Origin of the sequence: Tenacibaculum retecalamus, from assembly GCF_027941755.1 — a bacterium.
GTDB classification, from domain to species: Bacteria; Bacteroidota; Bacteroidia; order Flavobacteriales; family Flavobacteriaceae; genus Polaribacter; species Polaribacter haliotis_B.
On record NZ_CP115916.1, the window covers coordinates 1,842,696 to 1,867,801 of the forward strand.

Below are 25,106 nucleotides of genomic sequence, written 5' to 3' on the forward strand. Positions count from 1 at the left end.
GCTCAAAATACGCAACAAATCATATACAAAAACGTTGGCTACAATAAAATTGAATGAAAAAAATAATAATTAAAACAATCCTTTTGACTGTTGGATTAATAATAATTTCTTTGTTGTTAATCTACATTCTGACACTACCTGCTATTTGGAAAGTATTTGATTTAACTAATACTTCAAGTATAGGAGACACTATTGGAGGAATTACTTCGCCTCTCTTAGGAATTATAAGTGTAATATTTTTGTATTTAACACTAAACAGACAAATAGATAATGTTAATGACCAAAAAATAAAAAATGAAAGCGATATAATTTTTATGCTTTTTAATCAACTTGATAATGAATATAATCAGATTTACTTATACTCGACAAATAAAGGTGAGAGAGTTAGAAAATTTGGACACGAAGCCCTAGTAGATTATAGTAATTCAGTTTTTAAATTTTATTCTGGAAATAAGAAATTCAGTCAATATTATATGGCTGACAGTATAATTTTAGTAATTAGGTCTTTTGAATTAATAAAAAAACGAATTCATATATCACCGTTGAATTCTGAAATGAAAGAATTGTTTTTAAAAAAACTGGAAACTTTTTATTTGTGTAAACTTAAAGACCCTTTATACAAATTAACTGATTTATTTGAAAGAGAGAAATCATTATTAGATGAATATACATTGGAAATAAATGAATTTTATAAATCAATGGAAAAAAATACTGTAGCCAACACCGTACAAAATTAATTGCTTGCTTTTTGCTTACTTACGAAAATCCTCGCGGATTTTCTTTGTCAGTAATTATTTACTAACTTTATAGCTAAACCACGCAACTAACCTTGTACAAACACGTTGCCATCAACCCGATATCACCACGCGGAAAAAGTATTTAAGACAATTCAACTGTCAGCTATCGCTAATTTTTTATTTAGTTGTTTAAGAAAGAATTATTGAACATTCCCAAATTAAAAGAACCTCTCTCCTAGCCGATTATTCACTTGTTTTGAAAAGCTGAATCAAAAGTAGCTAAGCATAGATTTTAATATTGTTGCGCCGAATTGAAAATTTACTAATCCGAAAAACTCTGTCTCAAGCCGATAATTTACTTGTTTTGAACAACTTGAATCGAAAATAGCAAAGCGGAGGTTTTAATATTGTTACGCCGAATTGAAAATTTACTAATCCGAAAAAACTATATCTCAAGCCGATAATTTACTTGTTTTAAACAACTTGAATCAAAAGTAGCAAAGCGGAGGTTTTAATATTGTTACGCCGAATTGAAAATTTACTAATCCGAAAAACTCTGTCTCAAGCCGATAATTTACTTGTTTTGAAAAGGCTAAATCAAAAGTAGCAAAGCGGAGATTTTAATATTGTTGCGCCGAATTGAGAATTTACTAATTCTAATAAACTATATCTCAAGCCGATTATTCAATTGTCTTTAAAAGCTTGAATCGAAAGTAGAAAAGCGGAAGTTTTAATATTGTTATGCCGAATTGAAAATTTACTAATCTGAAAAACTATATCTCAAGCCGATTATTCAATTGATTTTAAAAGCCTGAATCGAAAGTAGGAATGAAAAGGCAGAATGGCAACAACGCATAAAGAAAATGTGGGTTTTGTGGCTAACTCCAAAGTTCTGTTCCTTTTTACTATGTACGTTCATACTTATTTACTATTTTTAGTCAATAAGAAACAAAACTATAAATAAGTATAAACTCAGTGCTGTCGTCGATAAATCCCGATTTATCTACTCCCACACTTCCTTTATACAAACCGTTGTGGGTAATGCGAAAAAATCACGAAAACCAATGAAATTAGACTTTCAATTAAACTTTTCACCTACTCAATCTGACTTGAAAGAAATTGAAAAGTGGTTAATTGAGGAAGATAAAACATCTGGAGAAGGTTTTTATTGCAATTGGACAATTATAGAAAAAGCATTTAGAAATAAGGAGTTTATAACCTTAAATCATAATAGTTTCGCAATCGGATTTTTAGTTTGGAGCAAAGGAGAAATTTATGCCGAAATTGATATAATGGAAATTAAACCTGAAAATCGAAATAACGGAATTGGAAAACATTTCTTTAACCAAATTGCTGATTATTTTAAAGAAAAAGGTTTTTTAGCGATTAAATTATTTTGCTCGCCAACTGAATCAGAAAAGTTTTGGAAAAAGATGGATTTTATCAAATTTCCTGACAGAGGATATTCTGAATCTGATTTAACTTACTATAAACCATTAATTGAAATTCAACAAACGACAAAAAGCAATTCAGATAACATAATCGAATTATGGAACGTTGAACCTTATCAAGTGAAAAATCACGAACCAAAATGGACTTGGGATATTAATACAAATTTAGATAAGTTATTATTGCCAATAATTCAACCTTGTAACTGCGATTGGAATTTAAGATGGACTAAAAATGGAAAAATAATAAAAGAAGATAAAGTAAAATACTTTTCAGAAAATAATAGAGTTGAATACAGCCCATTTTTATTTATAACTGAACTGAATGAATAAAAAAGAAAGCACGTACCCACAACACCGTATAAAAATAATTGCGGTTTAGTGCTTAATCAAAGGTCGTTGCGTGTTTGTAACGTCTGATTTTCCTTCGGAAAATCCTCGCATACAAACCCGCAACTATTCTTATACATAAACGTTAGGCTTCATTATTCCCAACGATAGACCTTAATTTATCCAAATAAGATTTAGCTACATTAGCTTTCTTAGGACTGACGTGATAATTTCTATATCTACAAGTGCGACATAAATCATGTAAGTTACGATAAAGATTACCTGCACCTTGAATTCTTTGCTCAACAAGTTTTATCGTTGATTGATGTTTAGATATTCTAATACCTTCGTCTCTAGATTTCGAATAATATTGCTCAAAACTAGAGTACTCAAATCCTTCATTATCTCTAAAAGGAAAAATTTCCTCTTGAACTAAATGCAAAGCAGAATAAAAAGCAGTTGTAACAACCCAATCTAAATAATTTCCGTCATTTAATAAAAATTCACAAGCATTATAATTATGCTCCGAATGGGTGTTAGACATTATCAGCAGTCATTTTGTAATTCATAAAAAAACCGTCAGAAACTAATAAGTTTTTATTAAAATCAACTTCTTCTCTGTCAGAAAACATAAACATTACATTATAATACTTGTCTTCAGTAACTTCTTCTTCAATAGTAGATGCGAAATCATAACTTACTAAAAAATCTTCCGAAATAAATTCATCTTCAGATAATGTTATGAGTATAATAAAGTCATTGAATGAATTTATTTTCAAATGTGCCGAGATAGGATTTAACTTTCTCTTGTTTAAAAAAGAAATCATCTTCTGAGTATAATTAGCTGACTTACTTATGTTTTCATTCAACTTATCAACAAATATTTGATTACTCTCCTTTAAGCCTACTTCTTTTCCTTTAAGATAAGCATCAATAACATCATCATTAGTGTAAATAGAGTTCTTATCGACAGAAATCTCCCAAGGTAAAGACATATCTAAGTCTTTATCTGTATTTTGTGTAGTTATTTTCATATTTAAAACGTGTGCAAAAATATATAATTATTGTTAATAACTTGTGTTAAAAATAGTTTATTTTCACAAACAAACAAACAAATAGTCGATAAAATTAACGCAGCCTAACACCGTATAAAAAAAATTGCTTGTTTCTGTTACTAATTCTTAGTTTCATTTTTATTAATTTAATATATTTATAACCTGAAAGTTTTGGCTTTTTTAACCGCAACTTTCATTATACAAAACCGTTGTAAGTAATTCGCAAAAATATCGCAATTAGAACCTGATTTTTAAGTAAATACAGAATTTAAAAATATCGCTAGAAAAATATTACGAATAAAATTTAGAATCTATAAATACTTAAATTTACTCTAAATCTGAAAATAAAATTGACCGAATTATTACGTGAAATTTGAATTTATAACGTTTGTAGAATTGAGAAAAATACAGAATTGAAATCGCAAAATTTACGCAAAATCTGAAAATAAAATTGACTGAATTATTATGTGAAATCTGAATTTATAACGCTTTTAGAATTGAAAAAAACACAGAATAGAAATTGCATAATTTACAGAAAATCAGAATTATAAATCACAAACTGAAAAAAAACAAACTACTTACAACAAAGTATATAAAAAATGCTTAATTTAGTCATAATACAAAAGTCAGTGCCGTTTTGCTACATCTGATTTTCCTGCGGAAAATCCTCGTACACAAAACAGCACTTTTCATATACAAAGCGTTGTAGGTAATACACCAAACGAACTAAAAACACATTTTTAAAATGGAAGATTTATCTAGTAATGAAATATTTCTTGACATATTAGATAATTTCATAATAGAAGCCGAGAAATCTATTGAAACAGAAAAGCTTGCTAAAGAATTTAAAAAAATAGGCAAAATAGATTTTAAGAATTTTTATAATGTTGAAAAACGAGCAAAATTATTTTTAAAGATATCCGAATCATTATACCTATCTTCTAAAATATCAATAAATGAGTTTTTCTATTACCAAAACCACGCTATTGAAGGTCTAATGTTTGAATCAAAGGTTTCTGAAGGACATTACAAATCTGAATTACAACCAATAGAAGATGAAATAGAAAAAGTAAAAGAAAAACACAATCTTAAACCTGATGAATATTGGTTAATAGACGAAGTACCACCTGAATATCAAACCCTAAATGAACAATACGAAAAAGTATTAGATAATAAAATTGAAGATTTATTCAGAGAATTTGCTTCGGCAAAACCATTAGCATCTTTTTTAAATGAAAAAGAAATATTCGAAAAAATTGTTGAAATCGGTCGAAAATCAGTTTTTGTAAAAGATGAAACTGATAGACTTACTGAATTAAATATAATATATAAAAAAGAAGCTGATTTAAGTGAAAGTGCAAAAGCATTTTTATCAGCTAGTATATTGCTTGGTTCTATAATTGAGACAAAAATGATAATAAAGTGTCTAGAAAACCCTGATAAAGTTAAAGCTGTTGTCCGAGAAATTAAATCTAATAAAGGAAAAATAAATATAAAGTCTAATAAACCGACTGATTGGAATTTAAACGCTTTAATAGAAGTATCTAAAAAATGCAATTGGCTACCAAATATTGAGACGGAAAAGTTTGTTTTTTCAACTGAAAACATATGCCATTTTATACGAAATATTAGGAACCTAGTTCATCCAGGTAATCATATAAAGAAAGCGTCTAGCTTAACATTAAGTGAGAATAATTTTAAAAAAATTAAAAATTCTTATGAATTAATTTGCTTGACATTAAACGAAACATAAAAGAAAGTACTACCTACAACACCGTATATAATTTATTGCTGGCTTCTTGCCTACTTACGAAAGTCCTCGCGGACTTTCTTGGTCGGTAATTATTTACTAAATTAGTTGCTTGAAACACGCAACAAATCATATACAAATCCGTTACCTGCAAGCTAAAAATAAAACTTTGAAAAAAATATTATACATAATCGGACTATGTTTTTCGTTTTTTGGAATACCTCTTTTTTATTTTATGTCTATAAATACAAGAGTCAGTCTGAAATACGAAACGGAAACGGGAGAATGTGTATCTCAAATTTCTGGTGTAAATTTATGTAAACAACAAGATTTATTCCTTGGACTAACCTATACAAGCGGAATTGTATTTATGATTTTAATTAGTCTGTTAGTTTACAAAACAATAAAATGGAAAGTATAAATGAATTTTGATACAGAAAAAAATGAAAATTTTAAAACTTATAATATTATTAATCGCAACAACGCAATTGATTAAAGCTCAATCCGTAGACTTTGAATTAATAAAATATAACGGGCTGAATTTCCATTCGACTAAATCTGATATAATCGGGAAATTTGGAAAACCCCACAAGAAATACGACCCAAATTATGAATGTGGTTTTTTATCAACTGATTCCCAAGATGATGAATATTTGACTCTTGATTATGGAAAAATCAAATTCACTGGAAACAAACAGGAGCTATATGTTTTGGAACAAGTTGATTTAGAAAATGACAGTACAATTAAAATAAAATATGGAAATGAAAACCTGACTTGTGAAACTGACTTAGCAAAATTGATTGAAATATTTGGCGATGGATTAGCTAAACATTTTGGAAATGAATTAAACGGAGCTATTGTCATTTTCCACGAAAGAGCTGATGATGGAATACGATTAAGTATAAAAAATGGAAAATTAATACGATTTGAATATTGGTCACCCTGTTAAAAAGCCAGCAGGTAACAATGGCTATAGTTAATACGGGTTTTGGTGCTTAACCCCAAATTAAGAGCTTTAAACCAAGTCCGCCAAATCTTTTGATTTGGCTTTAAAATAAAAAAGATAAAACAAAATAAAAAGTTTTGGCTAAGTGCTTAATCGGAAATTAATTGCTTTTTAATTCCCGTACTAACCATAGCCGAGACGTTGGCAGTCATTATGAAAGTCGCGCTTAAAATAACAATCATCTTCATTTTACTGACTTCAGGTCAATTAATGGCTCAATCAGATAATTATTCCGATTCGGTAAATGAACTAATTGAACTAATCAACAAAAAATTAAATTCAACAGATAGTTTATCTATTAAAATTGAGTTCACCAATAGACATAGAAGAGAATATAAAATAAACTCAATTGTTACGCTCAAAAAAGAAAATGTTACACTCAAAAGTCACATAAATAATATGCTTGATGAAGATTCTCATGTCGTTTTCAATTATGCGAAGGCTGAATTTGAAACGGAACTGAAAAATCAAATAAAAATATTATCTGACTATAAAAAACAACTTATTTTGGGTGGAAATCATCAAGAAATAAATCTGACTTACAACAACTTGACCAAAACTTACAGGACTCAAAAAGCATTAGCTTTAATGAATCTATTTGATAGTGGCGGACTGAAATATGAAAAGAAATAAAAAACACCTGCCAACAATGTATAACCGCAATTACGGCGGATTCGACTAAGTCCGAATCCACTCGGAATTGCTAAAGTTTGTGCTAAACCGAAAATAATCGCTAATTTACCCCATAACTGACGGTTATACGAAGCCGTTGTAAAACATTTGACAAAAACCGAAATGCGACAGAATAGAAAAGAAACAGCTTGGAAAAAAAGTCGAAAATTCGGAGACGTAAAAGGCGGAAGAAAAAGACCGAAACTTGCTGATAATATTTTCAGTCGACAACATAATTTTTTGGCACCAACTGAAAATGAAGAAACGCCAATTTTTATAGTGGATAATTCCTCAAGAGATTTATATTTTCCAGTAACAGTTGACGAAATAAAAGAGTTTTTAAAGAAATTACCATCTGAACATACCGAAAATCTGACTCATATATGGTTGAGAAAAATGACCAATAAAGAATATGAAAAAGAAGGAAGTTTTCAAGGTTGTTTCATTTGTGGTAGCGGAGTGAATTTAATTGTCCTTTATCCATTTCCGACTGACTTAAAAATGGAATTTGGAAATAAAAAGCCATCTAACAAAACATTGAAATGGTATTCTGCTTACGAGCCTGAATTGATTCACTCAAACGGAAATTGGACTTTAAAATGGACTGAAGAAAAAATTAAGAGATATTATTTAGAAGGTTTACTTCTTCACGAAATTGGACATCAAATAGATAGTATCTATCGGAGATATTGGAGTCCGAATTACAAAAAGCAACGAGCGGAAAATTATGCTGACAATTTTGCTTATTATTGGGGAAATGAAGTCAGAAATGAAATTGAATAAATAAAAAACGTTTTACAACACCGTGTATAATTAATTGCTTTGGCAAGTGCTTATTTGGAAAATTCCTTCGGAATTTTCTTTGGTTCGTTTTTGTTTACTAAATTAGTTGCTTAACCACGCAACTAACCATACACAACAACGTTGTAGGTAATTAGAGCAACTTAAACCAAAAATAATAATTATGAAGAATAATGAAACATTTAGAATTGAAATAACAGAAGAAGGAAAGGCAAATATTTTTCAAGGAGATTTTAACTGGGGAGAAGTAAATATTCCTCAAGATTCTTGGAATGATTTAATTACTGGATTAAAAGGTATTGCAACTATTCCTGAAACAGAAATTAACATTAATTCAGGTGGTGGTACTATTGGACCTGGAGTTCCACCTCCACCACCACCACCAATTCCAAAACCAAAATGTAAAGGACCTTTATGCCCTGGAGGTTCAACTTTCTCAACTTTAAACGACTTAAGAGAACACATTACTGCACCCTTAATAAATCCCGGGAATCCAGATTTTATTGAATTCAACCTTAAAAATAAAAACGTAATTCTAATCAAAACTGAAATAACTAATAAAATATTAAAGTAAGTTAAAAAACCAAATAATGGAATTATCAGCGATAGTCAAAATATTAGATTTATTTCCTAATTTTTATGAATCTTTTAAGAAAGGGAGAACAGAAAAAAAGAAGAATTTAAAAACGCCTTGAAAGTTTTAAGCAAAGCTATATTGGAAACAAAATCATATTTGAAAAATGGTTTAGAAATAAGAAATCAAGAAAAAGAAGATAAAATAAGAGATTACTGGAATGAGGCACATTTAGAATTAAGAGCAATTGATTCAGAACTTGCTACTAGATGTTTTTCAAAAGCTGAATATTGGACTAATCCTAAATCTTGGAATGATGAAAAGATTAATAAATATAATATTACTCTAGATTCATTAAGTGATTCATTAAAACAATTGGAAATATAACTACCTACAACACCGTATAAAAATAATGCGGTATTAAGTGCTTAATCAAAGGTTAGTGCTCTTTTGTTACGTCTGATTTTCCTGCGGAAAATCCTCGCGTACAAAACCGCACTATTCTTATACAAACCGTTGGGTGTAATTCCCCACGAAACAGAAATTTTACTAAATTCTTCTGCTAACAACCAGAAGGAAATGGAATAAAAAAAGTAAAAATGAAAGAATTTTTAAAAATTATAATCAATAACTAAATTTGACGTTAGTCAGAATTAACACAAAAAACTAAAAAATAAACATTATGAAAAAACACCAGTATATAATTCTATTTTCGATAATTTCCTTCTTTACTTCTTGCGCATTAAAACCCATAACTTCTGAATATACATTTATAAAAACTGATTTAGAAAAAGTTGAAATGGACAAATTAGGAAATGGAACGATTTTAATTTATAATGGAGCTGATATTTTGCATAAAATTGACAATACTGCCAGATTAAATATTTGGATTGGGAATAAAGCTTTAGGGCAAATTAGACCTAGAGAATATGTTATAATTAATCTCAAAGATGGAAATTATGAGTTTAAAGCTTTACATATTGACGTAGTTAAGATGAGAAGTACACACGATGTGAAAATTGACTCAAATACAAAAGTGATTAAAATTAAACCAAATCTGACTTCAAACAGATTGACTGTGACAAACGAATTTCCAAAGAAATTTGAAAAATATAAATATGCTGAAAAAAGATAGTTTGAAAAAAAACTACACCCAACACCGTATAAATTTTATTGCTTTTTCTAGGTTTACTTACGAAAGTCCTTGCGGACTTTCTTTGTCCGTAATTATTTAGTAAATTTACTGCTAAACCAACGCAACAAAGCTTATACAACAACGTTGTAAATAATGGCGGAAAATTACTCAGACAGAAACAATTCTGAGTAAAAAAACAAGAAATTTATTGTAGAATAATTCGAATTTAAGTTACGCTTTTCTGTCAACACTGGAAAAATAACAATCCCAAGTTTAGAGCAATTTTACGGAATTTTTACTCAATCGGAATTTTAAAAATTGACAAATACGGAACTGAACGCAGAAAATCACTCTTGCGGAATTTAGCAACTTTGCGGACTTGAAATCTTTGCGAAATTGTTTACTCAAACGCGGAATTTTGAAAATACCGGAAAACTTAAAACGGAATTATAAATCGAAAAAAACCACAATTTACAACAATGTACATAATTTATTGCTAAACAGTTTTTCCTGCGGAAAAACCTCGCAAGCGTAAAAGTCTGTGTTTTATTTATTATTTTTTCGCTAAATTTACGCAACAAACTATAAGCACAAAGCCGTTGTGCGTCATACCCAAAAAACCGAGAAAATTGACTGAAAAAATAAGAACAGAATTAAAACGAATTGAAAAAGAAAATGACATTCAAATTCTCTATGCTGTTGAGTCAGGAAGTAGAGCTTGGGGATTTGCATCAACTGATAGTGATTGGGATGTGAGATTTTTATATATTCAAAATACGAATTGGTATTTATCAATTGATGACAAAAAAGACAATATGGAAGTTATGCTTCCGAATGATTTAGATTTTGCAGGTTGGGAATTACGAAAAACTCTAAAATTATTTAGAAAATTAAATCCACCATTATTAGAATGGTTGAGAAGTCCGTTAATTTATTTAGAACAATATTCCACAGCGGAAAAAATGCGTGAACTGACTAAATATTATTTTAACCCAAAATCTTGTACTTATCACTATTTGCATATGGCAAAAGGGAATTATCGAGATTACTTACAAACTGATTTAGTAAGAGTGAAAAAATACTTTTATGTTTTGAGACCAATATTAGCTTGTAAATGGATTGAATCTATGGGAACAATGGCACCAATGGAATTTGAAAAGCTTGTTAATACACAAGTTGAGAATCCTGAATTGAAAAAAGAAATCGAGAAGTTGTTGGAACGAAAAAAATCAGGCGAGGAACTTGACAAAGAACCACGAATTGAAATAATTAATAAATTTGTCGAAAAAGAAATTGAATATTTTGAAAAGAAAGTAGAAGATTATAATAAAAACCTCAAACCAGAAACTGAAAAATTAGACAATCTATTTAGAGAAACATTAAATGAAGTTTGGAAATAAAAAGTACGAACGCACAACACCGTATATAATTTATTGCTGGCTTCTTTCCTACTTACGAAAGTCCTCGCGGACTTTCTTGGTCGGTAATTATTTACTAAATTAGTTGCTTAAAACACGCAACAAACCATATACAAACACGTTGTGCGTCATATAAAAACAGACCCGAAAATGAAATACGTCTTACTAACATTATTGACAATTTTATCAGTTTCTTGTAATTCCCAAGGCAAGAAAGTGAATACTTCCGAATTGGAAAATCCAGTTTTAGAAAAATCTGATTCGCAAATTGGAGAATATGTTGTAGAAACGTTTCAAGACTCTAAAGGAAATATTTGGTTTGGAACTTTAGAAAAAGGAGTTGCAAAATTTGATGGAAACAATCTGAAATATTTGACAACAAAGGACGGATTACCGAGTAATCGAATAACAAAAGTTATTGAAGATAATTTGGAAAATTTATGGTTTGGAACAGGTGCAGGATTATCGAAATTTGACGGAAAAACATTTACAAATTATTCAGAAAAAGATGGACTTTGTAGCGATATGGTGAGCAATTTATTTATCGATAGTAAAGGTGTCTTTTGGATTGGAACTTGGAGCGGAGTTTGCAAGTTTGACGGAACTCGATTTGAAAAATTCCAAATTCCTTATCCTAAAGTAGAAACTAAAATCAACCCAGACACAAAAAATTGGATAACTTCAATCGCAGAAGATTCAAAAGGGAATATTTGGTTCGGAAGAGACGGCTACGGAGCAAGTAAGTTTGACGGTAATTCGTTTGTTCATTTCACCACAAAAGAAGGTTTGAACTCAAATAATGTTCAGTCAATTGCTGAAGACAAAGAAGGAAATATTTGGATTGGAACAAGAGTAACAGAAAAAGACAATGCCGACATAAACAAACGATTTGGAAAAGGTGGTTTAAATAAGTATGACGGAGACAAATTCGTTCAATTTCCAAAAATTGAAGGGCTTAATGAACGTGATGTTTACACAATTTATAAAGACAATTCTAACGATTTATGGATTAGCACGACAAGTAATGGAGTTTACTATTATACAAACAATGAATTCGTAAATTATAATGTTCCAACTTCGACAATGAGTTTTTTAAAAGACAAAAAAGGGAATGTTTGGTTAGGGTGTGCAGGTGGATTATACAAAATTAACAAAGATGGGGAAACAAAAAATGTAACGACAAATGGACCTTGGAAATAGAAAATACGAACGCACAACACCGTGTTGTGCAGTTAATATCCTGAAAGCATTGTGTTTACTAGATTAAATAATAATTATTTAAAAAAGGTACAACATAGGTACAACTTTTTAAACTATAAAATTAAGAAGTAAAAATAGTGATCTAAAAGCATAGAAAAACCGTTACAAATATACTGTAACGGTTTCTTTTTGTATGTATTTACGCTTAAAGTTATTAAGCCGCCGTACCAGAGCCTAAATACAAACTATTTGATACTTGCTTTCCATCTTCTGAGATAAAAGCAATAAACATTTCTACTGTATCACCTGCATAAGTAGCTGGTATGTTTACTACTTCCGAACCTACAATCCTTACTCTTCCATCCAAAATATACATTGATTCTTTTTTACTTGGATTGTATACTAAAACCATTGATTTATCTGTTGCATTCGCATTTCCTTCTGCTGAATTATCATCCCAAGCAAATGATACTTGCCCTGGTGTTGTTAAATCTACTACTGCATTTAACGCTGTAGATAATGAACCTCTACTCAATAAAGCATTTGAATAATCTACTGTAAAATTTGGAGCAACTCCACCTACTGCATTATTTAGTACGTAAGACATCGCAGCATTAAACTCTGTTTTCTTTACCGCAAACGACTTATAACCTAATCTTATAAATTCTATATTCGGTTGCAAATATTCTAATGTAGCACTAAACTTATTACGTTGATTAACTTGTCCCTCTGTTCGAGGATTTGCCACGCTTGATGGTTTAATTCTGATGTAGTCAATACCTTTCCAACTACCACCAATTACGTTACCTACCTTACCAGATAAGCCTCCTAAAATTCCTTGAGATATTTTTCCCATTTTTATAACTATTTTTAATTAATACTCGTTCGGGTTTGGTACGGACTTTATATTGCTTTTAAACCTTATTATTAAGATTAATATAATTAAATTTACTTCATTTTACTACTATTATAAGCCATTATGATGCCTTTGCATTAGGCTTCTTTCGTTTGCATTAGATTGAAGCAATTACGTATATATGCAACCTTTAAAACTGCCATTTTATCAATGACATTTTGTAGTTCTTTTTCTTTTTTACTGATAACTTCAACCGTTTTAATATGTTTTTGCATTATATCGCCTGCATTACAATTTGATTCTATACTGCTTTTAAGCGTTTTTCTGCAATCATCTATTGAGATAAATGGAATAACACTCCCTTTTAAATAGTAAGCATAAAAACCGCCTATTTGTAGCATCATAGACAAATGAAAAAGCGTGTTTTTTTCTTTTTCCGTTGAAGATGTTACTACAAAACAATTAGGACAAGGATTTGATAGCGGTTTTCCGCTATTTAGACCTTTGTTTAGTATAAAAAAATGAGGGTTTGAGTAAGTTCTTCCGCTTCGGTGTGTTTTCAGTTCAAAAGTTGACATAGCTATCCAATTAAAAATTTGTTTTGCTACGCTTCGCGCCATTATTTTTTGGAAAAGAAAGAAAAAAGATGTGCTACCGAAAAGTGCCTTGGATAAGACTGTCAAGGTTTTTGGATAAAAGTTTTTGGAGTTAAAATATTTAATGAAAAAGAAGAAATACTATAAAAAAAGTTTTATTCAAAACCCGTAGGGCTTGACCTTTACAGGCTTTTAGCGTTGGCTGTAGCAAGGCACTTATATTTGCTACCTTTTTTATTTTTTTATAGTTCTAAATATCCTTGTTAAACGGTTTTTATTTTTTAGTGAAATGAAACAAGCAAATACTTGAGGTAAGGAATACTTGGACTTAACGATGGTTTTGTGAAGCTTGAATGAGATAAGAAATAAAATACTAATTAAAGTACGTAGTGCGCTGGCAGTAGCGAAGATAAGTGTGTGCTTATTTATCTGCTGTAACTATTTTTTAATACACTCCTTTAATTTTGTGTAAAAACTTATTCTAATAGGCTTATATGCAGCTATAAATAAGCATACTCTTATTGGCTTTCTTTTTAATTTTATAGGTGTTTTACCTAATGCTTTTTTACAATAACTAAATTATTATAAACTAAAAAAATTGTTGAAATGAAACGAATAAACACTTATAAAAATAATGCAACAGGTTGAAAATATGGTTTAATACCTCAACTATTATTGATTGTTAGGGTGTGCGCGTTGGATGAGCGGATATTTTACATAATACCTGTTATAACTACAAAATAAATTAAAGCTGCGTAAGCAAACCCTTGAAAAGCATTTTGCTATTATAACTTCTATTATGTAACTTAGCTTTGGGTTGGTTTTGTGGCGGAATAGTTGTTTTGAGCGTTGGCAATAGTTCTTTGCTTTTTTATTGTACCAATTTATTAAAATAGATACTTTTAAATAAAAGAAGCAATGTGCTATTATAGCGTTGGCTACAACTATTGTGACATAAAACCAACTATGCGGTGGCGCGCGGAATAAAATAAAAGACAGAGGATTATTGCCTAAGCAATAAACTGGATTTTATTTTGTGGGGAATTTTAAAACTACTACTTTATAGAATCAACAAAACTATGGTAACCGTTACCAAGATCTACAGATTTTAAAATTGTTTTAGAATTGTATTTTTTAGTTAGACCAACTTTTGCAGCATAAGAAGAACCACTAATCAAGGATGAATTTTCTTCTCTTGATTTTAACGAATTTGGTTTATATTTTAATTGCCCTTTCATTATAATTATAACGTAAACTAAAGCGAATTATTATTTAAAGCCTTTTTCAAAAGTGAATAAGCGTCATCAAATGTAGTGTTTTTTTTGCAATAATCTTTTATTTGACGTTCGTTAGCACCTGTTAACACTCTCTTAGTTGATTTAATTTCTGCTATATTTTCAGCCTTTTGCTGTACAGAAACCAAATATTCTTTATCATCTTTTATACAACTCCAAGAGCTTCCATTTATAATAGAATCCATTTGCCAATCGTGAGTTATTTCAATTTTAGATAAATCGTTTAAAAATTCTAAAACAGATTGATAGCGTTTTGAAGGATCAGGATTCAATGCTTTTCTTATATAATTTCTCAATGTTTGAGGAATATGGTGTAAATAAGAACTTCTATTAGGAAAACTACCATTAAAAATAGACTTCAAGAATTTATCATTATCAAATGACTTATCTTTTTTTACAAATTTGTTAAGTTGATTTTTAAAAAAAGCATTACCATTACATAATCTATAAATTGTCAAACCTGCTTGAAAAATATCACTATGATGAGATATAGTATTAGATTGCAATGTTTCAGGTGCTCTATGAAAACCATAAAACATATCAATTGTAGTCAAACCATCGTCGTTTAAATAGCGAGCTAAACCAAAATCAGTAAGAATAGCATCATCACTATCGGTTAATAAAATATTAGTTGGCTTAATATCACAATGTAATAACTTTTTTGTGTGAATATGATGTAATCCACTTAAAAAATCAATACTGTATTTAATTATTTCACTAACCCTTAATGGTCTTTTATCTATCAAACTATTCAATGACCCTTTTTGAAAAAGAGGCATTGTTATATAAATATATTCATCATCCTGACAAGAATATTGGATTGGTGCTATGTTCGGATGATTTGAATTATATAGTTTTTTAGCTTCATCAAAAAAGTCTGAATCACGTTTGAAATCTGATTTTCTAATTGATTTTACGACAATCTCAGTATCTAATTGATAATCGTGTGCAATATGCACCGTAGAATTTTTCCCTTCTTGACCTATTTCTTTTAGTACTTTAAAATGTAAACTTGTTTGTGTATAATCTTGCATAAAAAGGAATTAAATATTTGATGAAGCAAAGCCAACTAAGACACATTCTCTATGTTCAATAGAAAAATCTTTCCAATCTGTAATGTCGTTAAAAATAGAACCTCCTTCAATTAGTTTTGTTATTTCTCCATCATTTGCAATACCTAATTTAGCTCTTATCGACCCTTTTAAGCCTGTGAAATAAGACTCTACATAACTACTAGCGATAAGTTCCTGAATAACCGCTTCTAGCATCAGCCTAAAACGATCTGGTGATTGCGCATTGTTTTCTATAATACGAATACCTGCTATTTTAACATTGTATTCTTTAAAAATATCAAGTATAGTTTTACGTATATATTTTAATTTATCAGGAATATTAAATGACTTAGGCACTATTAATACTTGATTGACTATAGAAAAAGAACTATCATCATTAAATTGAATAATACTATAAAACACTTTTTGAGGTGTACATCTGATACCTGTTATAGTCATATGTTTATTATTTAAAAACCTTTACTAACGATTGAATATTTTTTACGAGTATATATTTAACTATAATTCTCTTGTGGTTCTGCTGCTTGATTAATATGTTCTTGTGCTTCTTTAACCGTTACTTGACCATTCATTAGCATTGGTAATAACCAATCTCTTAAATCTGCTAATCTTTGGTTTTCTTTTGAATTAATAATTATCTGATTATGTAAGCTTGCCGTTTTAGAATAATAAATGTCTAAAATATCTTTATCTGGAATTAAAATAATTGATTCCTCAACTGTTCCTTTATTAATGTGAGGTTGTTGTGCCCCTGTCCTTAAACTCATTAATCTAGGCAATTCATTTATCAAGTAAGGATAAATATATGATGATTTCAATTTGTTAGACTCCAACAAACCAACAACAGACTGGTTTGCACAACTATCAATAGCTAAAATTGAAGCTCTTAAATGTCGTGTAATAGAAAGTACGCAAGAGCCTTTTGGCATTAGGACTGTTGCCGAATTATCTATTCCTTCTTGAGTTACTTTTTCTTCCGAATCTAAAATGGGAAAATTGGCAATCTCACCAGAATTTAGCCAAGGTATAGTTCCACTCCAATATTCACTTTGTTTTGTGGATGGTGTCCCTCCTAAAACAACATCTAACACGTTACCTACAGTATTGGTTTCCCAGCACTCTGGTATCTCTCGTTTTAAAGCTTCATTATACACCATTTTACCACCTGATGTTTTATATGGCTTATTGTTAGCATCTGGAAAATCAAATTGTACAAACCAATAGTCATAAATAGTTTTAGCGAGTGCTTCTAACTCTTCATTTATTTTGTTATTGATTTCTATTTTAGTATCTGAATTTGATAAAACTTTAGCGATTTGTTTTTGGACTTTTAATTCTGGAAGCCAAATTTTAATTGATTTAACTATATCAAATGTAATTTGCGGAAATGAGCCAATTCTGTTTTCAGCTCTTTTTTGCAAGTAATTTATTGTTCCTTCAAATGTTAAAAAATGATATAAGTAATCTGTGTCTAAATTTTCCGAAAAATTACGTAAAACCATTAGTTTAGTTGACACTACATAATCTTCAGTATTTCTTACATTTTTGACATAAGCATACCTTTTGTTTTTTGGTCTAATCTCACTATAAAGAATATCACCATTTTTAATAGTTTTTTTTGCCTGACCTTTTAATTCAGAAACAGATGTATAATTACTTATTAATATTTCACCTTTTAAAACATCAGATGTATTAAGAAATATAAGTTCATCTTTGTCAAACTTATGTGTAATCGAAATCGACTTAATTAAGTCGCCTAAAGCAACATAATTATTCATATTTCAATGCTTTTAAATTATTTTTAATTTCTTTTTCCAAAGTAGCACTTCTATTAAACAAGTCATTTAAACTGATTTTGAAGTCTTCCAATTTATTATCAAATTCTTGTGCAGATATATCTATATATTCAATTTTTACTTCAAAATATTGCCCTGCACTTAAGCTGTAGTTTTTAGCTTTTATATCATCATACGACAGTTTAACAGATAAATCTTCAACAATTTTCCTATTATTAAAAATGTCAACTATTTGCTGTTCTTCAGTTTCAGATAAAACTGTTTTTTGATTTTTACCATCTTTTATTTTAGTACCTAAATTAGATGCGTCAATTAATATTACATCTTCAGTATTATTCTTGTCTAAAAAAACAATTGACACATTAGTCCCTGTAGTAGCAAAAATATTAGAGGGCATACTTACAACACCTGCCAACATTTTACTTTCTACCATTTTTTTTCTAATTTTTTTATCAATACCTGATTGAGTAGTAATAAAACCTGTTGGTACAACAATAGCTGCCTTACCTGTTTTAGTTAAACTGTGCATAATATGCTGCAAAAACAAACTGTAAACTGCCATTGATTTTTTGTTTTTTGCGGGGATTTTAGGTATTCCTGCAAAAAAGCGTTCGTTATTTTCTTTACTATCTAAATCGTCTCTATACTCGCTAAAATCTAATTTAAACGGTGGGTTTGATACTATATAATCAAACTTCTGTAACTCGTTATTATCATCTTTATGATAAGGTGCTAAAATGGTATTACCACGTACTACATTTTGTAATGAATGTACTAAATTATTTAAGATTAGATTTAAACGTAATAATTTGGATGACTTTTTAGAAACATCTTGAGAGTAGATAGTACATTTATCTTCACCAATAGCGTGTGCTAAATTCATTAAAAGCGTTCCAGAACCTGCACTTGGGTCATAACAGGTAACATCTTGAATATTATCTTCGGTTACCATAATAGAAGCCATAATTTTAGCAACTGCGTGAGGTGTATAATACTCTGCATACGTACCACCACTATCGTTGTTATAGTCTTTTATTAAGTACTCAAAAATAGTAGCATAGAAATCATATTTTTCATTAAAGATATGCTCGAAACTAAAATCTACTAATTGGTTTACAATTGCCTTACAAAACGCATTACGTTCTGCTGTTTCTACAATTTCACTAATACGCTCAAATAAAGGTTCTTTAGAACCTCCTGTTGTTTTTACAGAGAAGATGTCATTATTTTGAATGGCAATATCCATCAAGGTATCGTCAAAGGTTTTAGCAAAATCTGGTGTGTTTTGTATATCGAATAAATGCGAAATAAAATGCTGTGTTTGTAATACTGCTGTATCTGCATTTAACTGTAAGGTTAGCATTTCATACTCTTCATCAGGTAATGCTTCAATAGCCTTTTGCCATTTTTCAGCTTTCGCTAATTCAGGATTTAATTGTTTTACCTCGTAAGCAAATTTGTCGTTTAAAAACTTATATAAAAATACTTGTGTTATGATTTTATATTCGTCACCATCATTACCTAAACCATAATTAGAACAAATTCCTTTAAGGCTGTCTATTAGGTCTTTTACTTGTGTTTGAAATTGTACTGTTGTTGTCATTTATTATATCTAAGCTGTTCGCCCGTGAAATTCGTTAGTATATTCTTGCACTACTAAATTATTAATGAATTTAGAAGTCTCTGGATTTAGTTTAATATTATTTTGTTTTACAAATTGATTAATAACCAATTTTATCATCATCTTATCTAAATAGCCTTCATTTTGTAATAACCTACTATTCTGTATTACTTGCAGGTCTGCTTCACTTTTAACCGATTGCAAAGCTTCAAATAATTGGCTTTCTCTTTTTGTTAAACCACCTTTTTCTACTAATCGTTTATGAATACGACAGTATTTAGGATCGTTATCATATTTAGCTTGTAGTAATTTATTTTGTCTATTTAACTCTAATATTTTTGCGTGAATTTCTTTTAACGCTCCAATATTAGCTTTCATATCGTCTTGCGTTACTTCGTTTAGTTTTTTCTTTTTAAAGAGACGCTCTAATTCATCGTACAAACTTACAAATTCAGGGTCTTTTTTGTCAAAATTACTTGCTAATTCTTCTCTTGTTTTACGAAGCGTATCTTTTAGTTGGTCTGCTAAGATTAGTTCTTCTTCTCCAACCTTATTAAACATAAACACTACATCTTCTAAGGCTACATTTAATAGATTGGTAGTATCTATATTATTTTCTAACGCTTCCTTTTGATTTAGTAACTGTAAGTGATTATTAGCTTCTCTATACAATACTGAAAGCTTTTTAAAATCTACTTTTTCTAACAACTCATAATGCCCAAATAAACGAATTAGATTGTACAGACTTTTAGCATTACCTAAAGCCTTTACTAAACCTAACATTTTTTTACGGTCTGATATTTGAGAAATTTGCTGTGAGAAGTTTTCAGCGTTTAAAGTATCATAATGAAATAATATCTCTTTTATATCTGCTATTTCTTCTTGAATTTCTTCTTTAGATTTAAAGATGTTAGAGTAATGCTCCATTTCATCACCTAAAACCTCTTGAAGCTCTTCAAAATAGTCTTTATTGGTTTTATCAAACTCTGCTTTAATATCTGCAAAATCAACTACAAAACCATATTTATAATCTTTATAAGTTCTGTTTACTCTGGTTAAAGTTTGTAATAAATTATGTTTTTTAATTAAACGACCTATATATAATTTCTTTAGCCTTTTAGCATCGAAACCAGTTAATAACATATTGTAAACAAAAAGAAAATCTATTTTACCATCTTTAAAATCTTCTACTTCTTGTTTACGTTCTTCTTTAGTACCTATGTCGTGAAGAATTAAAGCTGCTTTTTTTACTTTATAACTTTCTCTTTTTTTATCTCCGTAAGATTCTCTTTCCTCTGCTACTTTATCTAAAACAACAGCATCACTATCTCTATATTTATTATTAAATATTTCAAATAACATTTTAGCTTGATCTGAACTATCACATACTACCATTGCACCAACGGAAGCATCATTATTCATTAACCTAAAACTTTCAAAATCTTCAACAATGTAATCTAACATTGGTTCTGCAAAACGTACATCTGCATAAATTTTCTTTTTAGGAACATCACCTTGTAATACTTTAATTTCTTTTAAGGCTTGTTCTAAAACCATTTTATAATTAGATGCTATTTCCTCTCTAATTAGTTTTAGTGTATAACCATCTGCAATAGATGCATTGTAGTAGTACTTATGAATATAATCGCCAAACAAGGTTTTAGAATTATATTCTGTACCCAATAAAGGTGTACCGGTTAATCCAATTTTAATAGCGTTTTTATCTGACTGCTCTAAATTTGCTAAGAAACTACCTTCTGGATTATAACTACGATGTACTTCATCTAAGAAATACACACGTTGAATATTTATATCATAATCTTGTTCTGTTACTATTTTAGCATCATCTGAAAATTTTTGAATATTAACTACTGTAATTTCTGCGTTTCCTCTTTCGTTATGTAATGCTGCTTTAGATTTAATGTCTGCTACAAACTCAGTACGAGAATTAACAATATGAACCGTTAAACCTCTGCTTGTAAACTCTCTTTTGGCTTGAATTAACAGGTCTAATCTATCTACTATAAAATAGAATTTTGGTATTACATTTTGTTTTTGATAATAGTCTGTTAGAAACTTAACATTGTAATACGTCAATGCTGTTTTACCACTTCCTTGTGTATGCCAAATGATTCCTTTTCTTATACCCTCATTTAATTTATTCTCTATTGCTTTTGTTGCAAATAATTGCGGATAACGCATTATATGTTTTTGTAAGCCTGAACTTTCATTTACATAAGCTATTGCATACTGTAGCACAAAAGACAATCTATCTTTAGAGAATAAAGAAGTAGAGACTCTATTTGTTGGTGTATTGGAATCTTTATTGGTTAAAAACTCTGGCGAATGTTTAATAATAACTAAGTTGTTATCTTTTAAAACTTCGTTTTCTGTAGCATCATTTTCAGGTAACAAAAGACTTTCTAAATCAAACGTTTCTTCTTCTCTGAAATAATTAAATATTGGTTTGTGATATGATGGTGAAGCATAAAATACACCTTGAACTGTATCTACATCATCACTATCGTATTCCATATTATTAGAGAATACCATTAACTGTGTAATGTTTACAAAACGTCTAAACTTTTTATTTTGGAATCTCTTGTTTATTCTATTTCGTTCTGCAATAATACCTTCTCTGTTATTAGGCTTTTTAACTTCTATAAAAACTAAAGGCAACCCATTAACTAAAAGAATTATATCTGGTCTAAACTCTTCATCACCATTTTTATAAGTTAGTTCTGTAACAACATTAAATGTATTGTTTTCAAAGTTTTCAAAATCAATAATCTTATGTCCAGTTTTTTGACTTAATCTCTCATAGAATGCTTTTCCTAAATCTTCATTATCTAAAAGCAATGAAACATCACTTAATAGTCTTTTAGCTTCGTCTTTATCTAAATCGTGATTGATTTTCTGGATGCTATCAATGAATATATCTGTAAATATGTTTGTTTCTTCATTCCAAACCGCTCCCTTTAATGATAAATATTTATACCCTAATCGAGTAAGATGTAATATTGATGGTATTTTTACTCTTGAATCTTCGTTGAATTTCATTTAGTTTTTTGATTGATTAAGCTCTAAGGGAACTATAAAAATATAAATATATATTGGTTTTATTATGAGGATTCCCACATTTACTTTTTACCCCTGTTTTATGTTATATTACAAGTGCTAAAATAACACCTCTTTTAAACTATTTTTTATTTGCTCATTTATGTGAGCTAATTGCTTATTATTGGATAGATTTTTTAGTTTATTATACACTTTACGTCTGTTATCATAAGTTTCAGAATGATCTATTTTGTACTGTTTTAATATCTCTTGATTTTGAAATAATGCTAAAACCTCTTTTTCTTTATTAGTAAGCTTTGATAATGGAATACTTTGTTGTTTTTCTATTTTATCGTATTTACTTAATAACTCATCTGCTAACATTTTATATTTCTTTTTATCTATTAAATCTTTAACGGTATAAATACCAATAGCATTTTTACGATTGTTTAGATTACGTGTGTAAATTTCTAACTCGAACCGAAATAATGATTTGCCTATTGTATTACGGTCGTGTGTTTTTACTTCAAAAGTTTTATCATAGCCTTTAACATTATAATCTGTTAGATAGAATTTTTTACCGTATTGTTTATTAGCACCTAACATTGGTATCGGTGTTTTACCATTTAGACTTAACCAAGGATTTAGAATTGGTTGTGCTTCTTCTTCTATAACTGTGCCTACCGCTACATAATGAATATTAGCATCATACACATTGAAAGGTAAAACACTATCTAATTTCTGAAATGCCTTAACGACCTGTGAATATGAAAACAACTCGTAATTATTACCCATATACCATTTTTGCAATGAGTTATTACAAGAGATTATATTTCCTTTTAATTCAAGTTTTAAGTTATTTACTGTGGTTTCATAAGCTTTAACTTGATTTGTTTTCTTATTGAAAATAGGTATCCATTTTAAGCCTTTCCAAAAAAATGGGCTTTCTTGTTGTTCTATAACTTCTTTAGGTAATTGTATTACTTGATGCTTTATTTTAAGTGTGTCGTACAAAACGACTACCTTTTATTTTTAAAGGCTTTATTATAGTTTTTATCCAGTAAGACTTCTACATCTTTCATCTTGTAGTAAATTTTACTACCTATTTGAGAAAATGATATTTTTCCTTCGTCTCTCCACGTTTGCGCTGTACGCTTACTAATATGCATTAGCTGGATAAACTCTTGATTGTCGAGAAAAGTTTCTTTTGATGGTTTTTGATTAGATTCTAAAGTAGTGTTTAATTTGTCTAATCTTGATACTAATTCGTTGTACTGCTCTGATGTTAAAATTACTGCTTCCATTTACTTCTTTTTTAAATGTTAATTATTTAATTATAAAGCAAATATGAGTTAACAAAGGAAGCAAAAACAGTTACATATGGTTATATAACCCTACGCAAAACCCTTATAAATATTGACCTGAATGGAAATAAATTATTTTAATTTTCTTAATTCTGATAGCATTGTATGTAGATGTTTTTCCCAAAATTCGATAGCTTTTAAATCTGGACTATTACATTCGTTTCTTAATTTCTGTGTACTTATTCCTTTTTCTGTAGATTTTTTAGTTTGGAAATTAGCAGATATGAAACGGAATAATTCGGCATCTGATTTTGTATTAAATATTTTAGGCTTTAAGTCATTTATCATTTTAAATAATAATGCTAATTGAGGAACGGAAAGGTCTGTTTTAAGTTTTGGTGTGCTTTTAACTTGTGGATTTATTAGGTCTTCCTTTTCTTGAATTTTAGATAATTCGGCATTAATTAAACCTTGTAATTGGTAAATAGGAAAAAACTCTAAAGGAAAGAATAATTTCTCTTTATTGATATAAGTATAATCTAAAGTTAAATCGTTTGTCTTAATATCTAAAGCCTTACCTTTTTTAATGTAACCTAACATTATTAAATCGTCCTCTGTATTACCTTTGGCTTTTAAATCTTCAATTGCTTGTTCGGTTTCATCTTCGGAATAATTACATTCAAAATCATCTTTTGCACCAAACAAATACACTTCTATATCTTTATACAAGTACTGTAAAGCATCTTTATTTAATTGCGTGCGTTCTTTTACTATATTATATAATTGTAAGTCTGTATGGTCTTTACTTCTAATAGTATCAAGTAAATCGTAAATCTCGTTAGTATCTTCTGATTCGGTTTCTGACTCTTCTAAACGATACTCTAATAAGCTCTTAAAAGTGATTAATCTTTCTGCAATTGCCATATATTTTATGAAATGAGTCATAAATTTATTATCAATACCGTATTCGCCATCTTCAATTACTTCTTCCCAAAATGACTCGTAAACTTCTTCTATAGATTTTAATGTTTTAAACTTTGACTTTAAAACCTCTAACACATCATTAATTTCACTAGATAGAAAATTCCTTACTAAGCGTTTTCTATAATCGTATATTGAGTCTCCATCTAAATCAAGTGTTGAAGGATTAATATAACAAGTCAAATATCCTGCAATATCTGGGCTACATTTTGCAAGTTTCTTTTGCATTTTTTTGATTTCACTTTTTGTGAAGTCGTGTTTTTCATCCTCATTTACACAAGATACAAACATCATTTTGTCTTTATCCGTTTCACTATAAGTTTTTAATTCTATGAAAGTATCAATAGCTTCTGTAAACTTTTCTAATAATGCTAATTCTATTTTTGAATATTCTCCCATT

At 29.3% G+C, this 25,106-nt stretch carries 24 protein-coding genes; 11 read left to right on the forward strand and 13 right to left on the reverse strand.

All coding sequences use genetic code 11. From position 1 onward, the window contains the following. Positions 1 to 53 precede the first annotated feature (53 nt). Together PG912_RS08695 and PG912_RS08700 are read left to right on the forward strand one after the other, a co-directional pair. Positions 54 to 737: a hypothetical protein gene (locus tag PG912_RS08695; protein WP_275687225.1), complete on the forward strand. Its 684-nt coding sequence runs from the start codon at positions 54 to 56 to the stop codon at positions 735 to 737. A gap of 1,064 nt (positions 738 to 1,801) precedes the next feature. Then, positions 1,802 to 2,518, forward strand: a complete 717-nt coding sequence (locus tag PG912_RS08700) for a GNAT family N-acetyltransferase (protein ID WP_275687226.1) — start codon at positions 1,802 to 1,804, stop codon at positions 2,516 to 2,518. Positions 2,519 to 2,660: 142 nt separating this feature from the next. Here PG912_RS08700 and PG912_RS08705 read toward each other — a convergent pair whose 3' ends face one another. Both PG912_RS08705 and PG912_RS08710 read right to left on the reverse strand, forming a co-directional pair. After that, positions 2,661 to 3,059 carry a hypothetical protein gene (locus PG912_RS08705; RefSeq protein WP_275687227.1) on the reverse strand — a complete coding sequence of 133 codons (399 nt, stop codon included), beginning with the start codon at positions 3,057 to 3,059 and terminating at the stop codon, positions 2,661 to 2,663. Next, positions 3,052 to 3,549 (reverse strand): hypothetical protein, encoded by a 498-nt coding sequence (locus PG912_RS08710; RefSeq protein ID WP_275687228.1) that lies wholly within the window; start codon positions 3,547 to 3,549, stop codon positions 3,052 to 3,054. Before PG912_RS08710 ends, PG912_RS08705 begins: the two co-directional genes overlap by 8 nt. 766 nt (positions 3,550 to 4,315) lie before the next feature. On the opposite strand from PG912_RS08710, the gene PG912_RS08715 reads away from it, so the two are divergent. From PG912_RS08715 to PG912_RS08755, 9 genes are all read left to right on the forward strand, one after another. Further along, entirely contained in the window at positions 4,316 to 5,323 is a 1,008-nt protein-coding gene (locus PG912_RS08715) for a hypothetical protein (protein WP_232125688.1), read from the forward strand. A 440-nt stretch (positions 5,324 to 5,763) separates the two neighbouring features. Next, the gene (locus tag PG912_RS08720; protein WP_275687229.1) at positions 5,764 to 6,270 is read left to right on the forward strand and encodes a hypothetical protein; all 507 of its coding nucleotides are present in this window, start codon (positions 5,764 to 5,766) and stop codon (positions 6,268 to 6,270) included. Between the two features lie 267 nt (positions 6,271 to 6,537). Further along, on the forward strand, positions 6,538 to 6,960 hold the full coding sequence (locus PG912_RS08725) for a hypothetical protein (RefSeq protein ID WP_275687230.1): 423 nt from the start codon (positions 6,538 to 6,540) through the stop codon (positions 6,958 to 6,960). A 162-nt stretch (positions 6,961 to 7,122) separates the two neighbouring features. Next, the gene (locus tag PG912_RS08730) at positions 7,123 to 7,782 is read left to right on the forward strand and encodes a hypothetical protein (RefSeq protein ID WP_275687231.1); all 660 of its coding nucleotides are present in this window, start codon (positions 7,123 to 7,125) and stop codon (positions 7,780 to 7,782) included. A 181-nt stretch (positions 7,783 to 7,963) separates the two neighbouring features. Beyond that, on the forward strand, positions 7,964 to 8,374 hold the full coding sequence (locus PG912_RS08735) for a hypothetical protein (protein WP_275687232.1): 411 nt from the start codon (positions 7,964 to 7,966) through the stop codon (positions 8,372 to 8,374). A 141-nt stretch (positions 8,375 to 8,515) separates the two neighbouring features. Continuing rightward, positions 8,516 to 8,761 (forward strand): hypothetical protein, encoded by a 246-nt coding sequence (locus PG912_RS08740; protein WP_275687233.1) that lies wholly within the window; start codon positions 8,516 to 8,518, stop codon positions 8,759 to 8,761. A gap of 295 nt (positions 8,762 to 9,056) precedes the next feature. Continuing rightward, positions 9,057 to 9,509, forward strand: coding sequence for a hypothetical protein (locus tag PG912_RS08745; protein ID WP_275687234.1), 453 nt, complete (start codon positions 9,057 to 9,059; stop codon positions 9,507 to 9,509). A 629-nt stretch (positions 9,510 to 10,138) separates the two neighbouring features. Beyond that, a complete protein-coding gene (locus tag PG912_RS08750; protein ID WP_275687235.1) occupies positions 10,139 to 10,909 on the forward strand; it encodes a nucleotidyltransferase domain-containing protein in 771 nt (256 codons plus the stop codon). Positions 10,910 to 11,158: 249 nt separating this feature from the next. Beyond that, positions 11,159 to 12,127: a ligand-binding sensor domain-containing protein gene (locus PG912_RS08755; protein ID WP_275687236.1), complete on the forward strand. Its 969-nt coding sequence runs from the start codon at positions 11,159 to 11,161 to the stop codon at positions 12,125 to 12,127. A 214-nt stretch (positions 12,128 to 12,341) separates the two neighbouring features. Here the strand turns inward: PG912_RS08755 and PG912_RS08760 are convergent, their stop codons facing one another. The 11 genes from PG912_RS08760 to PG912_RS08810 all read right to left on the reverse strand — a co-directional run bounded on the left by PG912_RS08760 (position 12,342) and on the right by PG912_RS08810 (position 25,105). After that, positions 12,342 to 12,983, reverse strand: a complete 642-nt coding sequence (locus tag PG912_RS08760) for a DUF6266 family protein (RefSeq protein ID WP_275687237.1) — start codon at positions 12,981 to 12,983, stop codon at positions 12,342 to 12,344. 137 nt (positions 12,984 to 13,120) lie between these two features. Further along, a complete protein-coding gene (locus PG912_RS08765) occupies positions 13,121 to 13,666 on the reverse strand; it encodes a DUF6943 family protein (protein WP_275687238.1) in 546 nt (181 codons plus the stop codon). Between the two features lie 968 nt (positions 13,667 to 14,634). Beyond that, positions 14,635 to 14,817 carry a hypothetical protein gene (locus PG912_RS08770; protein ID WP_275687239.1) on the reverse strand — a complete coding sequence of 61 codons (183 nt, stop codon included), beginning with the start codon at positions 14,815 to 14,817 and terminating at the stop codon, positions 14,635 to 14,637. A gap of 17 nt (positions 14,818 to 14,834) precedes the next feature. After that, a complete protein-coding gene (locus PG912_RS08775) occupies positions 14,835 to 15,908 on the reverse strand; it encodes a serine/threonine-protein kinase (RefSeq protein WP_275687240.1) in 1,074 nt (357 codons plus the stop codon). Positions 15,909 to 15,917: 9 nt separating this feature from the next. Continuing rightward, positions 15,918 to 16,385, reverse strand: a complete 468-nt coding sequence (locus tag PG912_RS08780; RefSeq protein ID WP_275687241.1) for a hypothetical protein — start codon at positions 16,383 to 16,385, stop codon at positions 15,918 to 15,920. Positions 16,386 to 16,441: 56 nt separating this feature from the next. Then, a complete protein-coding gene (locus PG912_RS08785; protein ID WP_275687242.1) occupies positions 16,442 to 17,725 on the reverse strand; it encodes a restriction endonuclease subunit S in 1,284 nt (427 codons plus the stop codon). Then, complete coding sequence (locus PG912_RS08790) at positions 17,718 to 19,346, reverse strand: HsdM family class I SAM-dependent methyltransferase (RefSeq protein WP_275687243.1); 1,629 nt, start codon at positions 19,344 to 19,346, stop codon at positions 17,718 to 17,720. Before PG912_RS08790 ends, PG912_RS08785 begins: the two co-directional genes overlap by 8 nt. A gap of 9 nt (positions 19,347 to 19,355) precedes the next feature. After that, complete coding sequence (locus PG912_RS08795; protein WP_275687244.1) at positions 19,356 to 22,424, reverse strand: type I restriction endonuclease subunit R; 3,069 nt, start codon at positions 22,422 to 22,424, stop codon at positions 19,356 to 19,358. A gap of 117 nt (positions 22,425 to 22,541) precedes the next feature. After that, a complete protein-coding gene (locus PG912_RS08800) occupies positions 22,542 to 23,435 on the reverse strand; it encodes a hypothetical protein (protein WP_275687245.1) in 894 nt (297 codons plus the stop codon). A gap of 5 nt (positions 23,436 to 23,440) precedes the next feature. Beyond that, complete coding sequence (locus tag PG912_RS08805) at positions 23,441 to 23,725, reverse strand: helix-turn-helix domain-containing protein (RefSeq protein ID WP_275687246.1); 285 nt, start codon at positions 23,723 to 23,725, stop codon at positions 23,441 to 23,443. Positions 23,726 to 23,857: 132 nt separating this feature from the next. Further along, complete coding sequence (locus PG912_RS08810; protein WP_275687247.1) at positions 23,858 to 25,105, reverse strand: hypothetical protein; 1,248 nt, start codon at positions 25,103 to 25,105, stop codon at positions 23,858 to 23,860. Between the last annotated feature and the right edge of the window lies 1 nt (position 25,106).

What these genes read in the sequence shown, in the direction of transcription:
- PG912_RS08695 (WP_275687225.1), top strand. Translation starts at nt 54, where the DNA reads ATGAAAAAAATAATAATTAAAACAATCCTTTTGACTGTTGGATTAATA.
- PG912_RS08700 (WP_275687226.1), top strand. Translation starts at nt 1,802, where the DNA reads ATGAAATTAGACTTTCAATTAAACTTTTCACCTACTCAATCTGACTTG.
- PG912_RS08705 (WP_275687227.1), bottom strand. Translation starts at nt 3,059, where the DNA reads ATGTCTAACACCCATTCGGAGCATAATTATAATGCTTGTGAATTTTTA.
- PG912_RS08710 (WP_275687228.1), bottom strand. Translation starts at nt 3,549, where the DNA reads ATGAAAATAACTACACAAAATACAGATAAAGACTTAGATATGTCTTTA.
- PG912_RS08715 (WP_232125688.1), top strand. Translation starts at nt 4,316, where the DNA reads ATGGAAGATTTATCTAGTAATGAAATATTTCTTGACATATTAGATAAT.
- PG912_RS08720 (WP_275687229.1), top strand. Translation starts at nt 5,764, where the DNA reads ATGAAAATTTTAAAACTTATAATATTATTAATCGCAACAACGCAATTG.
- PG912_RS08725 (WP_275687230.1), top strand. Translation starts at nt 6,538, where the DNA reads ATGGCTCAATCAGATAATTATTCCGATTCGGTAAATGAACTAATTGAA.
- PG912_RS08730 (WP_275687231.1), top strand. Translation starts at nt 7,123, where the DNA reads ATGCGACAGAATAGAAAAGAAACAGCTTGGAAAAAAAGTCGAAAATTC.
- PG912_RS08735 (WP_275687232.1), top strand. Translation starts at nt 7,964, where the DNA reads ATGAAGAATAATGAAACATTTAGAATTGAAATAACAGAAGAAGGAAAG.
- PG912_RS08745 (WP_275687234.1), top strand. Translation starts at nt 9,057, where the DNA reads ATGAAAAAACACCAGTATATAATTCTATTTTCGATAATTTCCTTCTTT.
- PG912_RS08760 (WP_275687237.1), bottom strand. Translation starts at nt 12,983, where the DNA reads ATGGGAAAAATATCTCAAGGAATTTTAGGAGGCTTATCTGGTAAGGTA.
- PG912_RS08770 (WP_275687239.1), bottom strand. Translation starts at nt 14,817, where the DNA reads ATGAAAGGGCAATTAAAATATAAACCAAATTCGTTAAAATCAAGAGAA.
- PG912_RS08775 (WP_275687240.1), bottom strand. Translation starts at nt 15,908, where the DNA reads ATGCAAGATTATACACAAACAAGTTTACATTTTAAAGTACTAAAAGAA.
- PG912_RS08780 (WP_275687241.1), bottom strand. Translation starts at nt 16,385, where the DNA reads ATGACTATAACAGGTATCAGATGTACACCTCAAAAAGTGTTTTATAGT.
- PG912_RS08785 (WP_275687242.1), bottom strand. Translation starts at nt 17,725, where the DNA reads ATGAATAATTATGTTGCTTTAGGCGACTTAATTAAGTCGATTTCGATT.
- PG912_RS08790 (WP_275687243.1), bottom strand. Translation starts at nt 19,346, where the DNA reads ATGACAACAACAGTACAATTTCAAACACAAGTAAAAGACCTAATAGAC.
- PG912_RS08795 (WP_275687244.1), bottom strand. Translation starts at nt 22,424, where the DNA reads ATGAAATTCAACGAAGATTCAAGAGTAAAAATACCATCAATATTACAT.
- PG912_RS08805 (WP_275687246.1), bottom strand. Translation starts at nt 23,725, where the DNA reads ATGGAAGCAGTAATTTTAACATCAGAGCAGTACAACGAATTAGTATCA.
- PG912_RS08810 (WP_275687247.1), bottom strand. Translation starts at nt 25,105, where the DNA reads ATGGGAGAATATTCAAAAATAGAATTAGCATTATTAGAAAAGTTTACA.